Below are 20160 nucleotides of genomic sequence, written 5' to 3'. Positions count from 1 at the left end.
CATGGAGAGACCATCTTACAGATAGTCTCTTATCTAGATCTGCCGGGGCAATTTACGGTGTCGGGTGCAGGTGTGTCAAGCGCCGACGGTTGTGCGATGCAGCGAGTATTGTTGTGTACACAACTTTATTGGTGTTTTCCCGGGCATGGCGAATTCAATCGATGCCGCCCCGCGCTCCCGCGTCGGCGCCCGGTCACCAAGGCACCGTTTTCCCCTGGTAATCGAGGTATTCCAACCCCGGCTGCCCACGCTTGCGCAGCAGCACGTTCACGAGACCCGGCACGCTTTCCTCGATGGTCAGGCGCGCATCGGGCCCACCCAGCTCCGTGCGAACCCAGCCGGGCGCCATCAGCACCATCGCGCGCGGCGTGTCCGCCTGACGGGCCGCGAAGCTGCGCATGAACTGGTTCAGCGCGGCCTTGCTGCCGCGATAGACCTCGCGCATCCCGCTGACGTTGTTCGCGACGCTGCCCTGCCCCGACGACATCGCGCCGATCAGGCCGTCCGCGGTCGCGAGATCCTGCAGCGTCTCGATCACGCGCATCGGCGCAAGCGCATTCGTGATCATCACGCGCACGAATTCGTCGGTCGTCACTTCGCCGATCGTTTCGTTCGGGTCGTTGGTCGTCCCGGCATTCACGAACAGCATGTCGAAGCGCCTGCCCGACAGGCGCTCGCGCAGCGCGGCCAGTTGCGCCGGCTCGCAGATGTCGAGCGTCTCGATCGCGAGCCGGCCGCCGAACCGGCCGGCGAGGTCGTGCAGCTTCGTGCGTCCCGATCCTTCGCGCACGGTACCCGTGACGTTCCAGCCCTGGTTCAGGAACGCCTCCGCCATCGCCAGCCCGAGCCCGCGCGAGGCCGCGACGAGCAGGATCGCGGGGGTGTTCTGATTCGATACGGTCGATTGCATGGTTTCCGCCTTTGCCGGGATTCGTCATGCGCCCACTATAGGCGCGCCCCGCGACAGGCGCCAGACGCACCTGATGCAATCGATCATTGCATCCGACGCCATGTCAAATCTCGCACCGGCGTATCCTGTCGGCATGGAAGACATCGACCTGAACCTCGTCACCGCGCTCGACGCGCTGCTGTCGGAAGGCAGCGTGACCGGCGCCGCGCGCCGGCTTGGCCTGAGCACGTCCGCGATGAGCCGCACGCTCGCGCGACTGCGGATTTCCACCGGCGATCAGCTGCTCGTGCGCGCCGGCCGCAAGCTCGTGCCGACGCCGCACGCAGCCGCATTGCGCGACCGCGTGCATGCGATCGCGAGCGACGCGCGCGCCGTGCTCCGGCCGGCGACGTCCGACGTCGACATGACGACGCTCGCGTCCACGTTCACCATTCGTGCGGCCGCATCGTTCATGGAAATGCTGTCCGGCCAGGTGGTCGCCGCGCTCGGTGAAGTCGCGCCGCACGTGCGCATCCGCTTCGTCCCCAAGCCCGACCGCGATCCGCAAGCGCTGCGCGACGGCACGGTCGACCTGGAAATCGGCAAGCGCGGCGACGATGCGCCCGAGTTGCACACGCGCACGCTGTTTCACGACTGGCACGTCGCGGTGGCGCGCGCCGGGCACCCGCTGTTCGCGTCGGCCCGGATCACGCCCGCGCGCTATGCAGCCTGCCGTCACGTCATCGCGTCGCAGCTCGGCGATTTCAGCGGGCCGGCCGACGATTCGACCGACGGGCCCGGCTCGGGCCAGACCGTGCGCGTCGTCGTGCCGGGCTATCCGGATGCGATGCGCGTCGCGGCCAGCACCGACCTGATCGCGCTGGTGCCGCGCTCGAGCCTCGGCAACGCGTTCTCGCCGGGGCTCGCGGAGGCCCTCGGGCTGCGCAGCTTCGAGATCCCGGTCCGCCTGCCCGCGATCCTCGTCTGCGCGCTGTGGCATCCGCGCATGCACGGCGACCCCGTGCATCGCCGCCTGCGCGATGCGGTCATTGCCGTCTGCCAGCGCGCGTATCCGGATTCCCGCGCGCCGCGCGCACCGGCGCGCGGCGCGGGAACGCGCGCGGCCGGCTGACGCCGCACGGGCGGCCGAAGCCGGCCCGCGCCACGCGCCCGGCTCAGACCAGCCGGCCGCCGCCGTCGATATGCAGGATTTCGGCGTTCATGAAGCCGTTGCCCAGCAGGAACGCGATCGCTTCCCCGACTTCGTCGGCACGGCCCACCCGGCCGCCGGGCAGCGCCGCTGCGGCGCCCGCGAGGATCGCGTCGCGCGCTTCGGGGCCGAACGCGTCGTACAGCGGCGTTTCGACGAAGCCGGGCGCGACGACGTTGACGCGAATCGGCTTCAGTTCCAGCGCGAGCGACTGCGCCAGCGCCTCGACGCCGCGCACGGCGGCGGCAATGACGGACGTGCCCTGCGCGGCCGGACGATCCGACAGCTGCCCGCCGGTCAGCACGATCGAGCCGGTCGCGGGCATCAGCGGCAACGCGGCCCGGATCGCGTACACCGGCCCGGCGATACGCTCCTGCAGCGCGCCGAGCAGATGATCGGGATCGGTCTCGTTCAGCTTGCCGGCAATGAACCGGCCGGCCGTCACGACCAGGTGATCGACGCGCGTCATCGTGTCGAATACGGTCTGCACCGCGTGCCGGTCCGCGATGTCGGCCACCGCGACGCGCGCGCCGCCGATCGCTTGCGCGGCCGACTCGAGCTTCGCCCGGGTCCGGCCGACCAGCGTGACGTCGGCGCCTTTCGCCTTCACGGCCGCCGCGGCCGCGAGGCCGATTCCGGAGCTCGCGCCGAATATCACAACGTGTGCGCCGTCCAGTGCCGAAGATTGCCTTGCCTCGTTCATGTCGACTCCTCATCAGGGATTGAAGGTTCACGAACGTTAGGTCATTCTCTATCGCGCTGGAACGTGGGAGACTTGAATAGGGTTCATGCCATAAAGGAATAAGATGGATTCGCTGCGATCCATGCGCGTGTTCGTCCGCGCCATCGAGCTGGGCAATTTTTCGGCGGTTGCGCGCGAGGAAGGCACCGGCCAGCCGACGATCAGCAAGATCGTCGCCGCGTTCGAACAGGAACTGGGCGTTCGCCTGCTCGAACGTTCGACCACGAGCCTCGCGCCGACCGACGAAGGGCGCCGGTTCTACGACCGCTGCAAGCGCGTGCTCGACGAATACGAGAGCGCAGTGGCCGAGGTGCGCGGGCAAACGCTGCGACCGGTCGGCAAGCTGGTCGTCAACGCGCCGCTGGGGCTGGGCGAACTGAGGCTGAATGCGCTCGTGCTCGAGTTCCTCGCCGCGTGGCCGGAGATCGAGGTCGAGCTTCAATTGACCGATCGCGTGATCGATCTGGTCGAGGAAGGCGTCGATGTCGCCATTCGCCTCGGCCACATGCTGCCGCCGGATGTCGTCGCGCGACACATCGCGTCGTCGCCGCGCCTGCTGGTGGCCACGCCGGGTTACGTATCGCAGGCCCCGAGGATCCGCCGGCCGGAAGACCTGGCGAAGCACGAGTATGTCGGATACGCGCGCTCGGACATCATCGGAAGCGAACTGGAATTTGCGCGTGGCGACGAGAAGGTCGCGGTTCCGGTACACGGCCGGTATCGCGTGAACAGCTCGATGGCGCTGCGGGAATGCTTCCTGGCCGGGAACGCGGTGGGCAGCGGGCCGGCCTGGCTCGTTCAGGATCTGATCGACAGCGGGCAGCTCGTCCGCTTGCTGCCGAAGTGGGACATGGTGCCGCCCCATGCGCTGCACCTCGTGTATGCGTCGCGCCGGTACCTGCCGCTCAGGACCCGCACTTTCCTGCAATTCATGGCGCAGCGGCTTCCCGGGCTGCCCGGGTTCGGTGCGACCACCACCACGACCGCGCTCGCGTCGACGCAGGCCCGCTGACCGGCAGGCGCCGCGGTCACGGCCACCCGTGCGCGGATCCGCCGCCACTTCCCCGATCCGCCGAATCCCGGCTATTGCAGCGCGCCCCGGCGGCGGCGGGCCCTTCGGCTAAAATGCCGCACTTTCCACCTTGTCCGGCCCGCTCGCCATGCAACCCGCCTCCTCCGCCCAACCCGCCGCCCACGGCGACGAAGCCGCAGAATCGGCCCGCGACCTCGTCTACGGCCCGAACGACCGGCCGGCGCCGATGATCGCCTTCGTCGCCGCGCTGCAGCACCTGCTGGCGATCATCGTGCCGATCGTCACGCCCGGCCTGCTGATCTGCCAGGCGCTCGGCGTGTCCAGCCGCGATACGACCCTTATCGTGTCGATGTCGCTGGTGATTTCCGGCATCGCCACCTTCGTGCAGTGCAAGCGCTTCGGCCCGCTGGGCGCCGGCCTGCTGATCGTCCAGGGCACCAGCTTCAACTTCGTCGGCCCGCTGATCGCCGGCGGCAGCCTGATGGTCAAGCAAGGCACGCCGGTCGAGACAGTGATGGCCGCGATCTTCGGCGTCGTGATTGCCGGGTCGTTCGTCGAGATGAGCGTGTCGCGCATCCTGCCGTTCGTGAAGCGCCTGATCACGCCGCTCGTCACCGGCATCGTCGTGCTGCTGATCGGCCTCACGCTGATCAAGGTCGGCCTCATCAGCATGGGCGGCGGCTATGGCGCGATGGCCAAGGGCACGTTCGCCAGCGCGGAGAACCTGACGCTGTCGGGCCTCGTGCTCGGCACGATCATCCTGCTGAACCGCGTGCCGATCGTCTGGGTGCGCAGCACCGCGCTCGTCATCGCGCTCGTGATCGGCTATCTCGCGGCCGCGTTCCTCGGCCGCCTCGACTTCACCGGCATGCACCAGGCCGCGCTGTTCCAGGTCCCGACGCCGCTGCACTTCGGCGTCGGCTTCTCGTGGTCGCTGTTCGTGCCGATGCTGATCATCTACCTCGTCACGTCGCTCGAAGCGATCGGCGACGTCACGGCCACCAGCAAGATCTCGAACGAGCCGGTCGAAGGGCCGGTGTGGATGCAACGGATCAAGGGCGGCGTGCTCGTCAATGGCGCGAACTCGCTGCTGGCCGGCGTGTTCAACACGTTCCCGAGCTCCGTGTTCGCGCAGAACAACGGCGTGATCCAGATCACCGGCGTCGCGAGCCGCCACGTCGGCATCTGGATCGCGGGGATGCTGGTGGTGCTCGGCCTGTTCCCGGTCGTCGCCGGCGTGCTGCAGGCCGTGCCGGAGCCCGTGCTCGGCGGCGCGGCGATGGTGATGTTCGGCGCGGTGGCTGCATCGGGCATCAACATCCTCGCGGGCGTCCAGCTCGACCGCCGCGCGCTGCTGATCATCGCGGTGTCGCTGGCGCTCGGCCTCGGCGTGTCGCAGGTGCCGGACATTCTGAACAGCCTGCCGCACGCGCTGAAGAACGTGCTGGAATCGGGTGTTGCAACGGGCGGCATCTGCGCGCTCGTGATGAACTGGTTCCTGCCGGAAAAGAAGTAAAGAAAATAGCGGTGCGAACCGCATGACGACACGGTGCGCCTGACGGGCCGCATCGTTCGTCATCCCAACGGCATCGGGCATGGGTTCAGGCAGCGCGATCGGCGCCCCGCCTCGCGCTTTCGACGTGCCACCGGGTCGTCGCCCGCGCGCCGATGACGATCGATCGTCAAACCCGGTCAAGCCGGCTTGGCCGATCGATCCGCGCTGGTTAGAATTGCCGCATGCCTCAAGCCCCCGCGTCCACGCTCTCCCCGGAAACAAGCGCCGTCCCGATCAAGGAACGCGCGACCGTCGTCTGCTATCGCGATGAGCAAGTACTGCTCGTCGCCCGCGCGGCATCGCGCTGGGCCCTTCCCGGCGGCACGATCAAGCGCGCGGAAACACCGCTCGAAGCCGCACATCGCGAGTTGTGCGAAGAAACCGGCTTGACCGGCCAGTATCTCGTTTACTCGATGCAGTTCACCGGGCTCGCGAAGGTCCATCACGTGTTCTTCGCGGAAGTCGGCCCGGACCAGATGCCGCAAGCGAACAACGAGATCGCGAAATGCAAGTGGTTTCCGATCGACGGCGTCGATGCACTGCGCGCAAGCATCCCGACGAAACGAATCGTCGATCTCGTCTACAACCACGAAATCCGCAACGCGTAGACGCCCCCACCGGCTCGCACGAGCCGACATGAGCGCCCACGGTCCGTCGTCGCGTTCCCTTCCGAGCGAGCTGCAGATGCACAGTACGTACACCTGCCACGGATACACCATCGACGTCCGCTGCGAATTCCGGCTCGACGAACCGCCCGACCACGCGCCGTCCGATGCGCTGCCGTTCGGGTTCGTCGCGGTCGTGCAGGGTCGCGCGGCCGGCATCGGACCGCGTCGGCTGGCGCCGGTCCGGCTTGGCAACGATGACGGCCACCTGTCCGGCGACAGCATCAATGCGTTGCGCGCAGGCCGGGCGGCCGGCGAAATCATCGTCGACGATCGGTTGGTCGATTCGGGCTCCGCCGACGGGCGGACGCATTCCCGAGCCGTCGGTCGGCCCAAAACGTTCTTCGCGGATCAGCGGCGCGCCGGCGCTGAGTGCAGGCGCTTTCTTCGCAATTCGTGCGCGGAATAGACGGCGAGGAAGATTCCCAGCATCGCGACGCCGGATGCCATGAAGTCGTTTGCGGTTCCCCCGCCGTGCAGCGCCTGCGGGAAGATGCCGAGGCTCAGCCCTGCGGCAGCCAGGAGCACGCCTGCCGCCACACCCCACACCGGTCCGGTGGTCTTTTCGTTTGTGTTTTTCATACAGCACCCGTCTACAGTCATTGCCTGAACGGTGTCGGCGCATGGCGCCGCCTCTACCGCCCGTTCTTCGACTATAGCGGGAAAATAATCGGCGCAGATTTGGTGCTTTTACCGATCAAGTTTTTGCCGATCGCTCCGTGCTCCGGCGCTTCCTACGCTGCCGATCGACCCGGATATTCATTCGCTGCGAGCTGCATTGCCTGCCCTTGCGTCGCGAATGCCGATCGACAAGCGACTGTACTTACGCTCCGACGCAGAACTTACGGTTCGTTTCAAAGCTGTCCATACTGTGGACGTTCCCCGAAGCTATTCTTCGTTGCACCCGCAATCACATCGGAGGGGGAGACAAAACAATGAACAACAATTTCTGGAAGGCCGCCCTATGCGCGGCCATGGTGCCGTTTGCGCTGGCAGGTTGCGGCGGCGGCGACGATGGCGGCAGCGTGCAGACCGGCACGCTGCATGTCGCGATGACCGACGCGCCTTCATGCGGATTCGACCACGTCTACGTGACCGTCTCGCAGGTTCGCGTCAACGCGAATGCGAATGCTTCCGATAACGATGCCGGCTGGTCGACGATCACGCTGGCGACACCGCTGAAAATCGATCTGCTGTCGCTCACCAACGGCGTGCTCGCCGATATCGGCCAGACCGCGCTGCCGGCCGGCCAGTATCAGCAGGTCCGCCTCGTTCTCGCGCAGAACCAGGGCAACAACCTCGCGAACTCGGTCGTCCCGACGGGCGGCACGGAACAGGCGCTTGCGACACCGAGCGCGACGCAAAGCGGTTACAAGATCATCCAGCCATTCACGGTGCAACCGAACACGCTCGTCGACCTCGTACTCGACTTCAACGCGTGCAAGTCGATCGTTCAGCGCGGCAACGGCACGTATGCGCTGAAGCCGGTCGTCACCGCGATCCCGACCGTCGTGAGCGGCGCGATCTCCGGCTACGTCGCATCGGCCGAAGCCGGCGCGACCGTGTATGCGGAACAGCGCGGCAAGGTAGTCAGGGGCACGGTTGCCGACAGCACCGGGAAGTTCGTGCTGTCGCCGCTGATCCAGAGTTCGACGCAAGGCAACTACGACGTCGTGATCGTCCAGAACAGCTTCGCGTCGGGTATCGTGCGCTCGGTTCCGGTCGTGGTGAACACGACCACGGCGGTGTCGGCATCGAACGCGCCGATCACGCTGCCGACATCGACGATAAGCACGGTCGGCGGCACGGTGACGGCAAGCGCCGACGCGCTCGTGCGTGCATTGCAGACCATCGATGCAAATGCGTACGAGATCACGTCGATCAACGCGAACATGGATACGGGTGCCTATGCGCTCAACGTGCCCACGGCCGCGCCGATCGTCGGTACGTACTCGGGCTCGCTGCCGGTCGCGCTGGCTGCGTCGCCGGCCGCCGCGGCACAATATACGATCGAGGCGGACGCAGCGTCGGGCGCCACGCAGTCGACGAACGTCAACGCAACGACCAGCCAGTCGAACGTCAACTTCAGTTTTTGACGCGTCGACAGCATCATCGAAAGGGCCGCACGGCCCTTTCCTCAATATCGGGAGAACGAAGTGAAGAAAGGGGTTATCGCACTGCTCGCCGCGGCGAGCGTGGTCGGCGCGCTCGGCGGGTGCGTCGCATACGTCCCGGGTGCACCGGTCGTCGTCGCACCGCAGGGCGGGCCGGGGAACGGATTCTGCCCGCCCGGACAGGCGAAGAAAGGCAATTGCTGATTGCACGAGGCCCGCGGAAAGCGGGCCTTTTTCATGGCGCCCGTATTGACGCCGGAAGCGTGATGGAACGTGCGGCGATTCGCCGGTTTCCATGTCCTTGGCGGAAGGCAGCCGGCGTCGAACCTAACCCTGAGTGCGCAGCCCCAGCACCTGGAGGTAAGCATCAAGCGCACGCAGGACGGACTCGGCCACCAGGCGCGTAATGCCGCTGTAGTCGCCCGTCACACATGCGTCGTCCAGCGCATCGTAATAAGCCAGTCGATCTTCCTTCCGAATGACGGCAGGCGGGTAGCCGGATTTCATCAACTCGAAATTCAGCAGCAACCGCCCCGTCCACCCGTTTCCGTCGACAAACGGATGGATCTTCACGAACCGCGTATGCAATTCGGCGGCACGCGCGACGGGATGCATCGCCGCAGCCTGCGCATCCCACTCGATGAGGGCGGCCATTTCGGCCGGCAAATGCAGAAAATCGGGCGGTATCGTGCTTACACCGGCGATCACGACGTTCTCCCGGCGATAACGCCCGGCCTCGCCGTCGTCGATTCCTTTGAGTATCAGTCCGTGAATATTCCGGATCTGCCATTCGGAGAGCGTCTCCTGCCTGGCGACGATTTCTTCGACATAGAAAATCGCGTCGCGATGATTCGTGACCTCGAAATGCTCGCGCAGCGACTTCCCGCCGACCGTAATGCCTTCGAGCACGACCTTCGTTTCACGCAGGGTCAGCGTATTGCCTTCGATCGCGTTCGAATGATAGGTCCACTCCAGCATCAGCTTCTCGCGTAACGACGCAAGCGTATGCGACGGAAGCGGACGAATCGCGTCCAACCTTGCCTTGTCGGTATCGACAACTTCCAGCAGGCGTGGTACCGATGAATCCATGAAGTCACCATTGCGATCGATAAGCGCCGTTTTAATCCCCATTGGGGACGGTCAAGCGCACCGATACAGGTCATGAAGCGAGACGGCGAAAAGACATGCTCTCGCCGTCGTTCGGAATCGGAAATGGCGGGATACCGCCGGACAGTCCGCAATCGGCGGACCGACTGGCGGAAGGCAGCCGGAGTCGAACCGACCCGGGAGTGTCTGACACCCCCAACCGGGTTTGAAGCCCGGCCGTACCACCGGATACGAATGCCTTCCGTGGGGAAAAGAACCAAAAGAACAACGAGCGCCTACGCCTGAATACCCGCCCAGCCGCTGTCAGGCCGCAGGAAGTGAAGATTGCGGTGGAAGCGAGTATACCCAACCCGATCGAAGAACTCGAGAATCTGGATCGCGCGCTTGCGGCCGAGCCCCGTTGCGTCGCGGAACGTCGCGGCATCGAGGCCGCCGCCGTGCGACGGCGCGAGATGCGCGACCAGTTCCGCCAGTTCGCGCGCGACGTCCGCGTGATAGAACAGGTCGCGCACGACCTGGTGCACGTCGCCGCGCCGCGCGAGCTTGCGCAGCAGCGTGCGCACCGCGTCCTCGGCCGCGCCCGTGTCGCGGGCCAGGTCGCGCACCCACGGCGGATCGAAGCGCCCCGCATGAATCAGCGGCAGCAGTTGCCGCGCCAGCGTTTCCTCGCGCGGCTCGAGGTTCACCGAATGCGACGGCAGATGCAGCCACGGCCCGCTTCGCGCGACTTCGCCGCCGGCCACCAGCGCATCGACGAGCGCGCGCCACAGCGCATCGCCGGCGAGCGGCGCAGCCATCCGCCGCAGGCGCGCGGCGTCGAGCCCCTGCTCGTCGGGCACACGTTCGTGATACTCGCGCAGCGTATCGATCGCCCGCATCTGCAACGCACGCCAGTGCGCATGCGAAATCACCGCGCCGTCGTTCGACGCGGCGTCGCGTTGCCCGATCGCCAGCGCGTCGTCCGGCAACGCAAGCGCGTTCGGCGCGAAACCCGTCAGATGCGTGAGCATCGCGCGCGGAATACCGAGCGGCGCCTGCGCGAGCAGCGCATCGAGGCGCCCTTCGTCGAGCCACACGGCAAGCGCATCGAGCCACGCGCGGCGCTCGGGCGTGCGGCGCTTGCGAGCCGGCCCGAACGGATCGAGCACGCGACCGCCGCCGACGGTGCGCGTCGCCTGCGGATTGCGAACGATGAACCGGTCGCCCGGCACCGCGAACACCGGTTCGTCGAACACCAGTTGCACGCGCATCCGCTGGCCGGCCGCGAGCGTATCGCCGTCGAGCAGCGCGACATGCGCGACGCGATGCAGCGTGCCGAGATGCACGTGCAGCGGCGCCCAGTGCGTGAGCGTCAGCCCCGCGTCCGCGAGCAGCGTCAGCTCGACGTCGAGACGCGGCGACGTCGTGACGAGCCGCGCATCGGCAACGGTATCGCCACGCTCGACGTCGGCCTTGTCGACCCCGGCCAGGTTCAGTGCGCAACGCTCGCCCGCGCGGCCGGCCTCGACCGGCCGGTTCTGCGCATGGATGCTGCGCACGCGGGCCGCGCCGCCCGTACGGACGATCGCAAGCGTGTCGCCCGTCGCGACGCGTCCCGCGAACGCGGTGCCCGTCACGACGGTGCCCTGCCCCGCGAGCGTAAACACGCGATCGACCGCAAGCCGGAATAGCCCGTCGTCGCGGCGGGTGCGCCACGCGATCGCCGCGTCGGCCAGGTGACGCTTCAACGCGGCGACGCCCGGATCGTCCGCGGCTGTCGCACGGGTTTCGAAAATCGGCACGCCGGCCAGCGTCGAATCGTGCAGCCAGGCGGCGATCTCGTCGTGCACCTCGGCGACGCGCGCGGCGTCGACGCGATCGCATTTCGTCAGCGCGACGGCGCCATGTGCGACGCCGAGCAGTTGCAGGATCGCGAGATGCTCGCGCGTCTGCGGCATCACGCCGTCGTCGGCGGCAATCACGAGCAGCGCGAAGTCGATCCCGCACGCGCCGGCCGCCATCGTATGAATCAGCTTCTCGTGGCCCGGCACGTCGATCAGGCCGAGCACGTCGCCGTTCTCGAGCGGCGTGTACGCGTAACCGAGTTCGATCGAGATGCCGCGCGCCTTCTCTTCCTTCAGGCGGTCGGTGTCGACGCCTGTCAGCGCGCGAACAAGCGTCGTCTTGCCGTGATCGATGTGCCCCGCGGTACCGACGATCATGCAGCGGGCCCCGCGAACGGCACGCATTGCGCGACGAACGCCGCTTCGTCGGCGGCTTCGAGGCAGCGCAGGTCGAGCCGCAGCGCGTTGTCGGCCACGCGGCCGATCACCGGGCGCGGCCATTCGCGCAGCCGCTTCTCGAGCTGCGCAAGCGCGCGGCCGCCGCGCTTGCCGTCCGCCGTGCGCACGACGAGCCCGACGCTCGGCAACTGGTCGACCGGCAGCGCGCCGCTGCCGATCTGGCTGAACATCGGCTCGACCGTCACGTCGAAACCGCCGCCGAGCGCGGCCTGCAACGCCGGACGCACGCGTTCGGCGGCTTCGGCGATCTCGCGCTGCGGGCGCGTCAGCAGGCGCAGCGTCGTGAGCCGGTCACGCAGGAACTCGGGCGCCTGGTACAGACGCAGCACGGGCTCGAGCGCCGCGAGCGTCAGCTTGCCGACGCGCAGCGCGCGCTTGAGCGGATGTTTCTTGATCTTCGCGACCAGTGCGCGATCGCCGACGATCAGGCCGGCCTGCGGCCCGCCGAGCAGCTTGTCGCCGCTGAACGTGACAACGTTTGCGCCGGCGGCGACGGTTTCCTGCACGGTCGTCTCGTGCGGCAGGCCCCATTGCGACAGGTCGGCGAGCGTGCCGCTGCCGAGATCGACGGCAACGGGCAGCCCGTGCTCGCGCGCGAGCGGCGCGAGTTCGGCGAGCGTCGCCTCCTTCGTGAAGCCGCTGATCGCGTAGTTGCTGCAGTGCACCTTCATCAGCAGCGCCGTGCGCGGGCCGATCGCGTCCGCATAGTCGCGCAGATGGGTGCGGTTGGTCGTGCCGACCTCGCGCAGCCTGGCGCCGGCGCGGCTCATGATGTCGGGAATGCGGAATGCACCGCCGATCTCGACCAGTTCGCCGCGCGACACGACGACTTCCCGCTTCGCCGCGAGCGCCGACAACGCCAGCAGCACGGCCGCCGCATTGTTGTTGACGACGGTCGCGGCTTCCGCGCCCGTCAGTTCGCACAGCAGATCGTCGATCAGGTCGTCGCGATCGCCGCGGCGGCCCGTGGCGAGATCGAACTCGAGGTTGACGGGCTGCGTGAGCGCGTCGACTACCGCGCGCACCGCGTCGTCGGGCAGCAGCGCACGCCCGAGGTTCGTGTGCAGCACGGTGCCGGTCAGGTTGAACACGGCGCGCACGGCGCCCGCGCTCTGCGCGGCCAGCGTGCGCGCGACGGCTTCTGCGATGCGCGGCTCGTCGAGCGGTTCGGCCGCCGCCGGATCGTGCTGCGCGGCGGTACGCCAGCGTTCGAGCTCGGCGCGCACGGCGTTCAGCACGCGCGTGCGGCCATAGTCGGCGAGCAGCGGTTGCAGCGGTGCCGACGACAGCACACGCTCGACCGACGGCACGCGCGCCAGCACCGCATTCAGTTCATTCAAACCCGGTTCGGTCACGTAGTAGTGGCTCCAGTCTCATGCTTCGCGGTCGGCCGGCGCCGACGCTCGCGCACCGCCCCCGGCCCCCTGCCTTCAATCCGCTTCCCGCGAGACATCCGGCCACAGCAGCGGGTTCGGCGAACTGCGCTGGTAGCCGGCCTCGTTCATCAGCAGGTCGAGCGTGAGACTCGCGAGATCGTCCGCCAGCGGCTCGAACTCGTAGTCCTTCTCCTGGTAGCCGATCTTGCGATAGGTCTTGCATTCGTCGCACGATTCGGCCTTGACGGCTTCGCTGCCGCCCTCGATCCCGTGATACGCGATGCCCTTCGTCGAGTCGCAGTTCGAGCACTTCGTGCGCACCATGTGCCACTCGGTCGTGCACAGCCCGCACTGCAGGAAACGGTAGCCCTGGTACTGGCCGCCGACCCGCACGACGCTCGCGACCGGATGCGTGCCGCACACGGGGCACAGCCCCGGCTGGTCGAGATACGGAACGTCGGCCGGCGCAACGCGGCTCGCGAGGTCCGTCCAGACGACCTGCAGCGCGGCCATCAGGAACGGCGCGGTGGCCGGGTCGACTTCGGCGAAGCGCAGCGCGAGGATCGCGTCGGCCTGTGCGTCGAGTTCGGCGGGCGCCATCAGGCGCAGCCGGTCGAGCAGCTTCGCGAGCGACGGGTTGACGAGCCCGGCGCCTTCGACGCGGTCGAGCAGTTCGTACAGCACGGCGCGCCAGCGCGGATCGCGCTCGCCGTCGAGCGCCGGCACGAGCGGCATCGAGTGCTGCTGAGCACGCGCGATCGCTTCCTTCGACGGCAACGGCAGGTCCAGCGTCTGCAGCGTCGCGTGCTGCGCATCGGCGACGGTGGCCATCAGCCGCAGGTAGCCGCTGATCGGGTTCAGGTCGGCAAGCTTGCGCAGCCGCGCGGCGCGCGCCGAGAACGCGGTGGCGCGCTCCGGCAGGCGAAAGCGCGGGATGGCCGAATGATCGAGTGCCGAGATCTCGGTCGGTTCGAGAATACGTTGTGTCACAAATATGTCTTCCAAGGGGTCTGTTTGCGCATGGAACGCGCATGCGTTGCCACGAGACGGGCCGCTCGCAACACGCGCGACGCCGCGAATACTGACGTATTCGCAAGGAGCGCAACGCAGCGAGCGGCCCGTCTCGTGGCAACCCCCAATTTAAAAATATAGTCCACGGGAATGCCCGAAATCGCCCACATGGCGGCGTCGTTCGTCTCTTGTTTGGCGCGGCCAAACGGCGCTCCTCACTCCTTGCCCTGCGAGCGATTTCGGGCATTCGCATGCGCGTTCCATGCGCAAACAGACCCCAAACAAGCGCCGACAGGTCGGCGCTTCAGGCGGTTCCGACGGCTGACGGGGCAGGCCGCCGCGATCGGCGAGCCGCCCCGCTCCGGTGCGTTATTTCACGCTTTCACGGAACCACTTCGGGTGATGCTTGCGGGCCCAGCCCAGCGTGACGGTGCCGCGCACCATCGCGCCGATCGAACCCTTCACCCACAACGCCGCGTAAATGTGCACGATGATGCTCGCGATCAGCACGAAGGCCGCCACGGCATGCACGACAGCGGCCGCGCGGATCACCCCGATCGGGAAGTAGAACGAGAAGTAGCGCCGCCAGATCACGATTCCCGACAGCAGGAGCAGCAGCAGGCACGCCACCAACGTAAAGAATAGCAGCTTCTGCCCGGCGTTATAGCGCCCGACGGGCGGCAGCTTGTCTTCCTGGTTGGTCAGCACGTCGCCAATCTGCTTCAGCCACTGCCGGTCGTCCGCGTCGAGCGCGTTGTGGTGCCAGAAGCGCACGACCAGGATCGCGAACGACACGAACATCACGAGGCCGACGAACGGATGCAGGATCCGCGTCCACTGGCCGCCGCCGAACAGCGCGGTCAGCCAGAACATCGACGGGTGGAACAGCGCGAGCCCGGACAGCGCGAGCAGCACGAACGTGATCGCGGTGATCCAGTGGTTCGTGCGCTCGTTCGCCGAGTAGCGGACGATCAGGTTGGGGTCGTCGTGCTTCATTTCGCGTCCTCCTTGATGCGTCGCGCCTCGTCGCGCGCGGCCGATTCCTCTTCGTCGCTCACCTCGTTCGGGCCGACCCGGACGTAGTGGAAGAACCCGGCGAGCGCCGTCAGCGCGATGCCGGCGACCGCGAGCGGCTTCGCGATGCCCTTCCACAGCTTCACCATCGGGCTGATCGACGGGTTGTCGGGCAGCCCGTGATACAGCGATGGTTTATCGGCGTGGTGCAGCACGTACATTACGTGCGTGCCGCCGACGCCCTGCGGGTCGTACAGCCCCGCATGCTCGAAGCCGCGCTCCTTCAGGTCCTCGATCCGCTCGGCCGCGTGCTGCTTCATGTCCTCCTTGGTGCCGAACACGATCGCGCCCGTCGGGCAGGTCTTCACGCAGGCCGGTTCCTGGCCGACCGCGACGCGGTCGGAACAGAGCGTGCACTTGTACGCGCGATGATCCTTCTTCGAGATCCGCGGAACGTTGAACGGGCAGCCGGTCACGCAGTAGCCGCAACCGATGCAGTTCTCCTCGTGGAAATCGACGATCCCGTTGTTGTACTGCACGATCGCGCCCGGCGACGGGCATGCCTTCAGGCAGCCCGGATCCTCGCAGTGCATGCAGCCGTCCTTGCGGATCAGCCATTCGAGGTCGCCTGCCGGGTTCTCGTATTCGGAGAACCGCATGACCGTCCACGAGTGCTCGGTCAGGTCGGCCGGGTTGTCGTACACGCCGACGTTGGTGCCGACTTCGTCGCGCAGGTCGTTCCACTCCATGCACGCCGTCTGGCATGCCTTGCAGCCGATGCACTTCGATACGTCGATCAGCTTCGCGACGCTCCCGGTCACCGGTTCGCGCACCGTGGGCGGTGGCGTCGTGGTGGCCGAGACGCGCTTGATATCCAGCGATTGCAGTGCCATCTCTTTCCCCTTACGCCTTTTCGACCTTCACCAGGAACGACTTGAATTCCGGTGTGTACGAGTTGCCGTCACCCACGGACGGAGTCAGGGTATTGGCGAGATAGCCGGGCTTCGTCAGACCCTTGAAGCCCCAGTGCAACGGGATGCCGACCGTCTGGACCTTCTTGCCATCGATCGTCAGCGGCTTGATCCGCTTCGTGACGAGCGCGACCGCGACGATGTAGCCGCGCTTGGACGACACCTTCACGCGTTCGCCATGCGCGACGCCGACCTCCTTCGCGAGGTCTTCGCCGATCTCGACGAATTGCTCGGGCTGGATGATCGAGTTCAGCCGCGCGTGCTTGGTCCAGTAGTGGAAGTGCTCGGTCAGCCGGTAAGTCGTCGCGACGTGCGGGAACTCCGACACCTTGCCGAACGACGCGCGGTCGTCCGGGAACACGCGGGCGGCCGGGTTGTTCAGCGCCTGCGGGTTGTTCGGGTGCAGCGGGTTCGCGGCGAGCGGCGTCTCGAACGGCTCGTAGTGCTCGGGGAACGGACCTTCGTTCATCCCCGCGCGGGCGAAGAAGCGCGCGACGCCTTCCGGGTTCATGATGAACGGCCCCATCCCGTTTTCAGGGGGTTCATCCGCCTTGAAGTCCGGCACGTCGGTGCCCTTCCACGCGCTGCCGTTCCAGCCGATCAGCTTGCGGGTCGGGTCGAACGGCTTGCCGCTCACGTCGCACGATGCGCGGTTGTACAGGATCCGCCGGTTCGCCGGCCAGGCCCACGCCCAGTTCAGCGTCTGGCCGATGCCGGTCGGATCCGAGTTGTCGCGCCGCCCCATCTGGTTGCCGGCCTGCGTCCATGCACCGCAGAAGATCCAGCAGCCGCTCGCGGTCGTGCCGTCGTCCTTCAGTTGCGCGAACGCGGCAAGCTGCTCGCCCTTCTTCACGAGCGTCTTGGCCGGATCCTTCGGATCGGGCAAGTCGGCGAGCGCACGGCCGTTGAACTCCATCGCGAGCTCTTCGGGCGTCGGGCTTTCCGGGTTCGCGTACGGCCAGGTCAGGTTGACGATCGGGTCCGGATACTTGCCGCCGTCCGTCTGGTACATCTTGCGCATGCGCAGGAACAGCCCCGACATGATCTCGAGATCGCTCCTCGCCTCGCCCGGCGGCTCCGCGCCCTTCCAGTGCCATTGCAGCACGCGGCTCGAACTCACGAGCGAGCCGTTTTCCTCCGCGAAGCACGTGGTCGGCAGACGGAACACCTCGGTCTGGATCTTCGACGCATCGACGTCGTTGTAGTCGCCGTGATGCTTCCAGAACTCGGAGGTCTCGGTCGCGAGCGGATCCATGATCACGAGCCACTTCAGCTTCGCGAGCCCGGCGGCCGTCTTCACCTTCGACGGCGCCGCCGCGAGCGGGTTGAAGCCCTGGCAGATGTAGCCGTTCATCTTGCCGGCACTCATCAACTCGATCACCTGCAGCAGGTCGTACTGCTTGTCCAGCTTCGGCAGGTAGTCGTAGCCCCAGTTGTTCTCGGCGGTCGCCGCGTCGCCCCACCACGACTTCATGAAGCTGACGTGGAACGCCTTGTAGTTCTTCCAGTAGCTCAACTGGTTCGGCCGCAGCGGCAACTGCACGCGCTTCTTGATGTAGCCGTCGAAATCCTGCTCGGCCTGCATCGGCAGCGTCATGTAGCCCGGCAGCAGGTTCGACATCAGCCCGAGGTCGGTCAGCCCCTGGATGTTCGAGTGGCCGCGCAACGCGTTCATCCCGCCGCCCGCGATGCCGATGTTGCCGAGCAGCAGCTGCACCATCGCGCCGGTGCGGATGATCTGCGCGCCGATCGAGTGGTGGGTCCAGCCGAGCGCGTACAGCACCGTGCCGGCGCGGCCGGGAACGGCCGTCGTCGCGAGCATCTCGCACACCTTCAGGAACTTCTCCTTCGGCGTGCCGCAGGTCTGCTGGACCATGTCCGGCGTATAGCGCGCGTAGTGCTGCTTCAACAGGTTGTACACGCAGCGCGGATGCTGCAGCGTCGGGTCGACCTTCACGAAACCGTCGTCGCCGAGCTCGTAGTCCCAGCTCGATTTGTCGGGGTACGCGTGCTTCTCGGCGTCATAGCCGGAATAGATGCCGTCGTTGAACGCGAAATCCTCGCGCACGATGAACGAGAAGTCCGTGTAGTTCTTCACGTACTCATGCTGGATCTTGTCGTTCGTCAGCAGATAGTTGATGACGCCGCCCAGGAAGACGATGTCGGTGCCGGTGCGAATCGGCGCGTAGTAGTCGGCCACCGAGGCCGTACGCGTAAAGCGCGGGTCGACGACGATCAGCCGCGCCTTGCGGTGCGCCTTCGCCTCCGTTACCCACTTGAAACCGCACGGATGGGCCTCGGCTGCATTGCCGCCCATCACGAGAATCACGTCCGCGTTCTTGATGTCGACCCAATGGTTCGTCATCGCTCCACGGCCAAACGTCGGGGCAAGACCTGCCACCGTCGGGCCATGTCAGACACGCGCCTGATTGTCGAATGCGAGCATCCCCAGACTGCGGGCAGTCTTGTGCGTCAGGTAGCCGACCTCGTTGCTGCTCGCCGACGCGGCCAGCATGCCGGTCGTGAGCCAGCGGTTGACCTTCGAGCCGTCTTCCGCCGTCTCGACGAAGTTCGCGTCGCGGTCGGCCTTCATCAGCTTCGCGATCCGGTCGAGCGCATCGTTCCACGAGATGGGTTCCCACTTGTCCGAGCCGGGCGCACGATACTCGGGGTGCGTCAGGCGGCTCGGGCTGTGGATGAAGTCGATCAGGCTCGCGCCCTTCGGGCACAGCGTGCCGCGATTGACGGGATGGTCGGGATCGCCTTCGATGTGGATGATGCTCGGCTGCGCATTCTTCGCACCATCTCCGAGGCTGTACATCAGGATGCCGCAACCCACTGAACAGTAAGGACAGGTGTTGCGCGTTTCGACGGTGCGCGCCAGCTTGTACTGTCGGACTTCGGCCAGCGCTTCGGATGGAGAAAAGCCCATCAGGGCAAGACTCGATCCGGCAAGCGACGTGGCCGTCACCTTCAGGAACTGGCGCCGGGACATTTGTAGCATGATGGTCTCGGCGTTATTGTGGGGGTGGGGAAACTGAAAGGAATTATAGACAGTTCGCGCAACTATGTTCGAATCCTCGGATCAATACCGAATTGTCTGATTACCCACGATGATCCGCGTTCCGCGCGCAACCGAACCGTCATGAAACGACAGATCACTTCCGAAGCAACCCGCCTTGCCCAGCAACAGGCCAACTGGGCCCTCAACGCGTTCAAACGCTTCTCGTCCGACCGCTGCTCCGCGATGGCCGCGGGCATCGCGTTTTTCTCCGCGTTCTCGCTCGCGCCGATGCTCGTGATGGTGATCGCGGTGGCCGGCTGGTTCTACGGCGACGATGCCGCACGCGGCCAGGTGTTCGAACAGGCGCACCAGCTGATCGGCGACGACGCGGCGGCCAGCATCCAGACGATCGTGCAGAACGCGCACCGTGCAGGCGAGCGCGGCGGCCTCGCGACGCTGATCTCGTTCGCCGCGCTCGCGGTCGGCGCGTCGGCCACCTTCGCATCGCTCAGCGCCGCGCTCAGCGTGATCTGGCCGGCCACCGAAAATCGCTGGTCGAGCATGCTCGGGCTCGTGCGCGTGCGGCTGATCTCGTTCGGGCTCGTGCTTGGCGTCGCGTTCCTGCTGATCGTGTCGCTCGTGCTCGACACCGCGATCACGTTCGTCGGCACCTGGCTGCTGGGCAATTCGCCGTATGTCGTCGTCACGAACCTCGTGCAGTTCTTCGTCGGCATCGCGGTACTCGCGGCCGCGTTCGCCGCATTGATGAAGTTCCTGCCCGATGCGCGCGTCGCGTGGCGCGACGCCATGATCGGCGGCATCGTGTCCGCGATCCTGTTCTCGGGCGGCAAGAAGCTGTTCGCGCTGTACCTCGCGCATGCGGGCACGGCCAGTGCGTTTGGCGCCGCCGGATCGTTCGCGGTCCTGCTGATGTGGCTGTACTTCTCCGCGATCGTGTTGCTGCTCGGCGCGGAATTCGCGGCGGCCCGCGGCAATGCGCATCGACCCGCCGGCGCTGCATCGGCCACGCCGGCTCAAACCGATCACGCCGCGGACCATCTGCGCGGCGACTGATTCAAACACCCGCCGCAAAACGGCCGCGCACAGCGCCTTGCACACCCGCCCGCCCCTTTGCAACCACGCTGCCCGCCGCGCATTCGCGCGGCGTTGATGCGCTCTTTTCATGC

18 protein-coding genes and 1 tRNA gene are annotated in these 20160 nt (G+C 66.6%); 8 read left to right on the top strand and 11 right to left on the bottom strand.

The annotated features are described in order from the left end of the window. Nucleotides 1-193: 193 nt before the first annotated feature. Nucleotides 194-910 carry an SDR family oxidoreductase gene (locus tag BFF94_RS02295; RefSeq protein ID WP_128845129.1) on the bottom strand — a complete coding sequence of 239 codons (717 nt, stop codon included), beginning with the start codon at nt 908-910 and terminating at the stop codon, nt 194-196. A gap of 133 nt (nt 911-1043) precedes the next feature. On the opposite strand from BFF94_RS02295, the gene BFF94_RS02290 reads away from it, so the two are divergent. After that, complete coding sequence (locus tag BFF94_RS02290) at nt 1044-2021, top strand: LysR family transcriptional regulator (RefSeq protein ID WP_219138973.1); 978 nt, start codon at nt 1044-1046, stop codon at nt 2019-2021. Between the two features lie 43 nt (nt 2022-2064). Here the strand turns inward: BFF94_RS02290 and BFF94_RS02285 are convergent, their stop codons facing one another. Continuing rightward, nucleotides 2065-2802 (bottom strand): SDR family oxidoreductase, encoded by a 738-nt coding sequence (locus tag BFF94_RS02285; RefSeq protein WP_219138929.1) that lies wholly within the window; start codon nt 2800-2802, stop codon nt 2065-2067. Nucleotides 2803-2905: 103 nt separating this feature from the next. Between BFF94_RS02285 and BFF94_RS02280 the strand changes: the two genes are divergently transcribed. The 4 genes from BFF94_RS02280 (at nt 2906) to BFF94_RS02265 (ending at nt 6503) form a co-directional block, all read left to right on the top strand. Next, on the top strand, nt 2906-3853 hold the full coding sequence (locus BFF94_RS02280) for a LysR family transcriptional regulator (protein WP_219138928.1): 948 nt from the start codon (nt 2906-2908) through the stop codon (nt 3851-3853). Between the two features lie 148 nt (nt 3854-4001). Continuing rightward, the gene (locus tag BFF94_RS02275) at nt 4002-5390 is read left to right on the top strand and encodes a nucleobase:cation symporter-2 family protein (RefSeq protein WP_128851050.1); all 1389 of its coding nucleotides are present in this window, start codon (nt 4002-4004) and stop codon (nt 5388-5390) included. 221 nt (nt 5391-5611) lie between these two features. Further along, nucleotides 5612-6037, top strand: a complete 426-nt coding sequence (locus BFF94_RS02270; protein WP_128851053.1) for an NUDIX hydrolase — start codon at nt 5612-5614, stop codon at nt 6035-6037. Nucleotides 6038-6065: 28 nt separating this feature from the next. Further along, nucleotides 6066-6503 (top strand): hypothetical protein, encoded by a 438-nt coding sequence (locus BFF94_RS02265; RefSeq protein WP_372454152.1) that lies wholly within the window; start codon nt 6066-6068, stop codon nt 6501-6503. Here the strand turns inward: BFF94_RS02265 and BFF94_RS02260 are convergent. Then, nucleotides 6446-6676 (bottom strand): hypothetical protein, encoded by a 231-nt coding sequence (locus BFF94_RS02260; RefSeq protein ID WP_128851055.1) that lies wholly within the window; start codon nt 6674-6676, stop codon nt 6446-6448. The two genes, BFF94_RS02265 and BFF94_RS02260, sit on opposite strands and share 58 nt — an antisense overlap. 353 nt (nt 6677-7029) lie before the next feature. On the opposite strand from BFF94_RS02260, the gene BFF94_RS02255 reads away from it, so the two are divergent. Continuing rightward, nucleotides 7030-8190 carry a DUF4382 domain-containing protein gene (locus tag BFF94_RS02255; RefSeq protein WP_128851058.1) on the top strand — a complete coding sequence of 387 codons (1161 nt, stop codon included), beginning with the start codon at nt 7030-7032 and terminating at the stop codon, nt 8188-8190. Between the two features lie 60 nt (nt 8191-8250). Further along, entirely contained in the window at nt 8251-8412 is a 162-nt protein-coding gene (locus tag BFF94_RS02250) for a hypothetical protein (RefSeq protein ID WP_128851060.1), read from the top strand. 123 nt (nt 8413-8535) lie between these two features. On the opposite strand, the gene BFF94_RS02245 is transcribed toward BFF94_RS02250, so the two are convergent. The 8 genes from BFF94_RS02245 to fdnG form a co-directional block, all read right to left on the bottom strand. Then, complete coding sequence (locus tag BFF94_RS02245) at nt 8536-9297, bottom strand: Fic family protein (RefSeq protein ID WP_128851083.1); 762 nt, start codon at nt 9295-9297, stop codon at nt 8536-8538. A gap of 165 nt (nt 9298-9462) precedes the next feature. Next, nucleotides 9463-9558: transfer RNA gene (locus tag BFF94_RS02240), tRNA-Sec, on the bottom strand. A gap of 32 nt (nt 9559-9590) precedes the next feature. Beyond that, nucleotides 9591-11516, bottom strand: a complete 1926-nt coding sequence (gene selB / locus BFF94_RS02235; RefSeq protein ID WP_219138927.1) for a selenocysteine-specific translation elongation factor — start codon at nt 11514-11516, stop codon at nt 9591-9593. Then, nucleotides 11513-12952, bottom strand: a complete 1440-nt coding sequence (gene selA / locus BFF94_RS02230) for an L-seryl-tRNA(Sec) selenium transferase (RefSeq protein WP_219138926.1) — start codon at nt 12950-12952, stop codon at nt 11513-11515. The genes selB and selA overlap by 4 nt, the downstream gene beginning before the upstream one ends. A gap of 75 nt (nt 12953-13027) precedes the next feature. After that, complete coding sequence (gene fdhE, locus BFF94_RS02225; protein WP_201260497.1) at nt 13028-13963, bottom strand: formate dehydrogenase accessory protein FdhE; 936 nt, start codon at nt 13961-13963, stop codon at nt 13028-13030. Nucleotides 13964-14353: 390 nt separating this feature from the next. Continuing rightward, the gene (locus tag BFF94_RS02220; protein ID WP_059599523.1) at nt 14354-14980 is read right to left on the bottom strand and encodes a formate dehydrogenase subunit gamma; all 627 of its coding nucleotides are present in this window, start codon (nt 14978-14980) and stop codon (nt 14354-14356) included. After that, entirely contained in the window at nt 14977-15891 is a 915-nt protein-coding gene (gene fdxH / locus BFF94_RS02215; protein ID WP_043177545.1) for a formate dehydrogenase subunit beta, read from the bottom strand. The genes BFF94_RS02220 and fdxH overlap by 4 nt, the downstream gene beginning before the upstream one ends. 10 nt (nt 15892-15901) lie before the next feature. Continuing rightward, a complete protein-coding gene (gene fdnG / locus BFF94_RS02210) occupies nt 15902-18973 on the bottom strand; it encodes a formate dehydrogenase-N subunit alpha (RefSeq protein ID WP_143269802.1) in 3072 nt (1023 codons plus the stop codon). Between the two features lie 141 nt (nt 18974-19114). Here fdnG and BFF94_RS02205 point away from each other — a divergent pair, with 141 nt between their 5' ends. Continuing rightward, a complete protein-coding gene (locus tag BFF94_RS02205; protein ID WP_128851073.1) occupies nt 19115-20047 on the top strand; it encodes a YihY/virulence factor BrkB family protein in 933 nt (310 codons plus the stop codon). The last annotated feature ends 113 nt before the right edge of the window (nt 20048-20160 follow it).

This window comes from Burkholderia catarinensis (assembly GCF_001883705.2).
Lineage (GTDB): Bacteria > Pseudomonadota > Gammaproteobacteria > Burkholderiales > Burkholderiaceae > Burkholderia > Burkholderia catarinensis.
The sequence above is the reverse complement of the archived record's forward strand: the minus strand, read 5'-3'. Positions and strand labels throughout refer to the sequence as shown.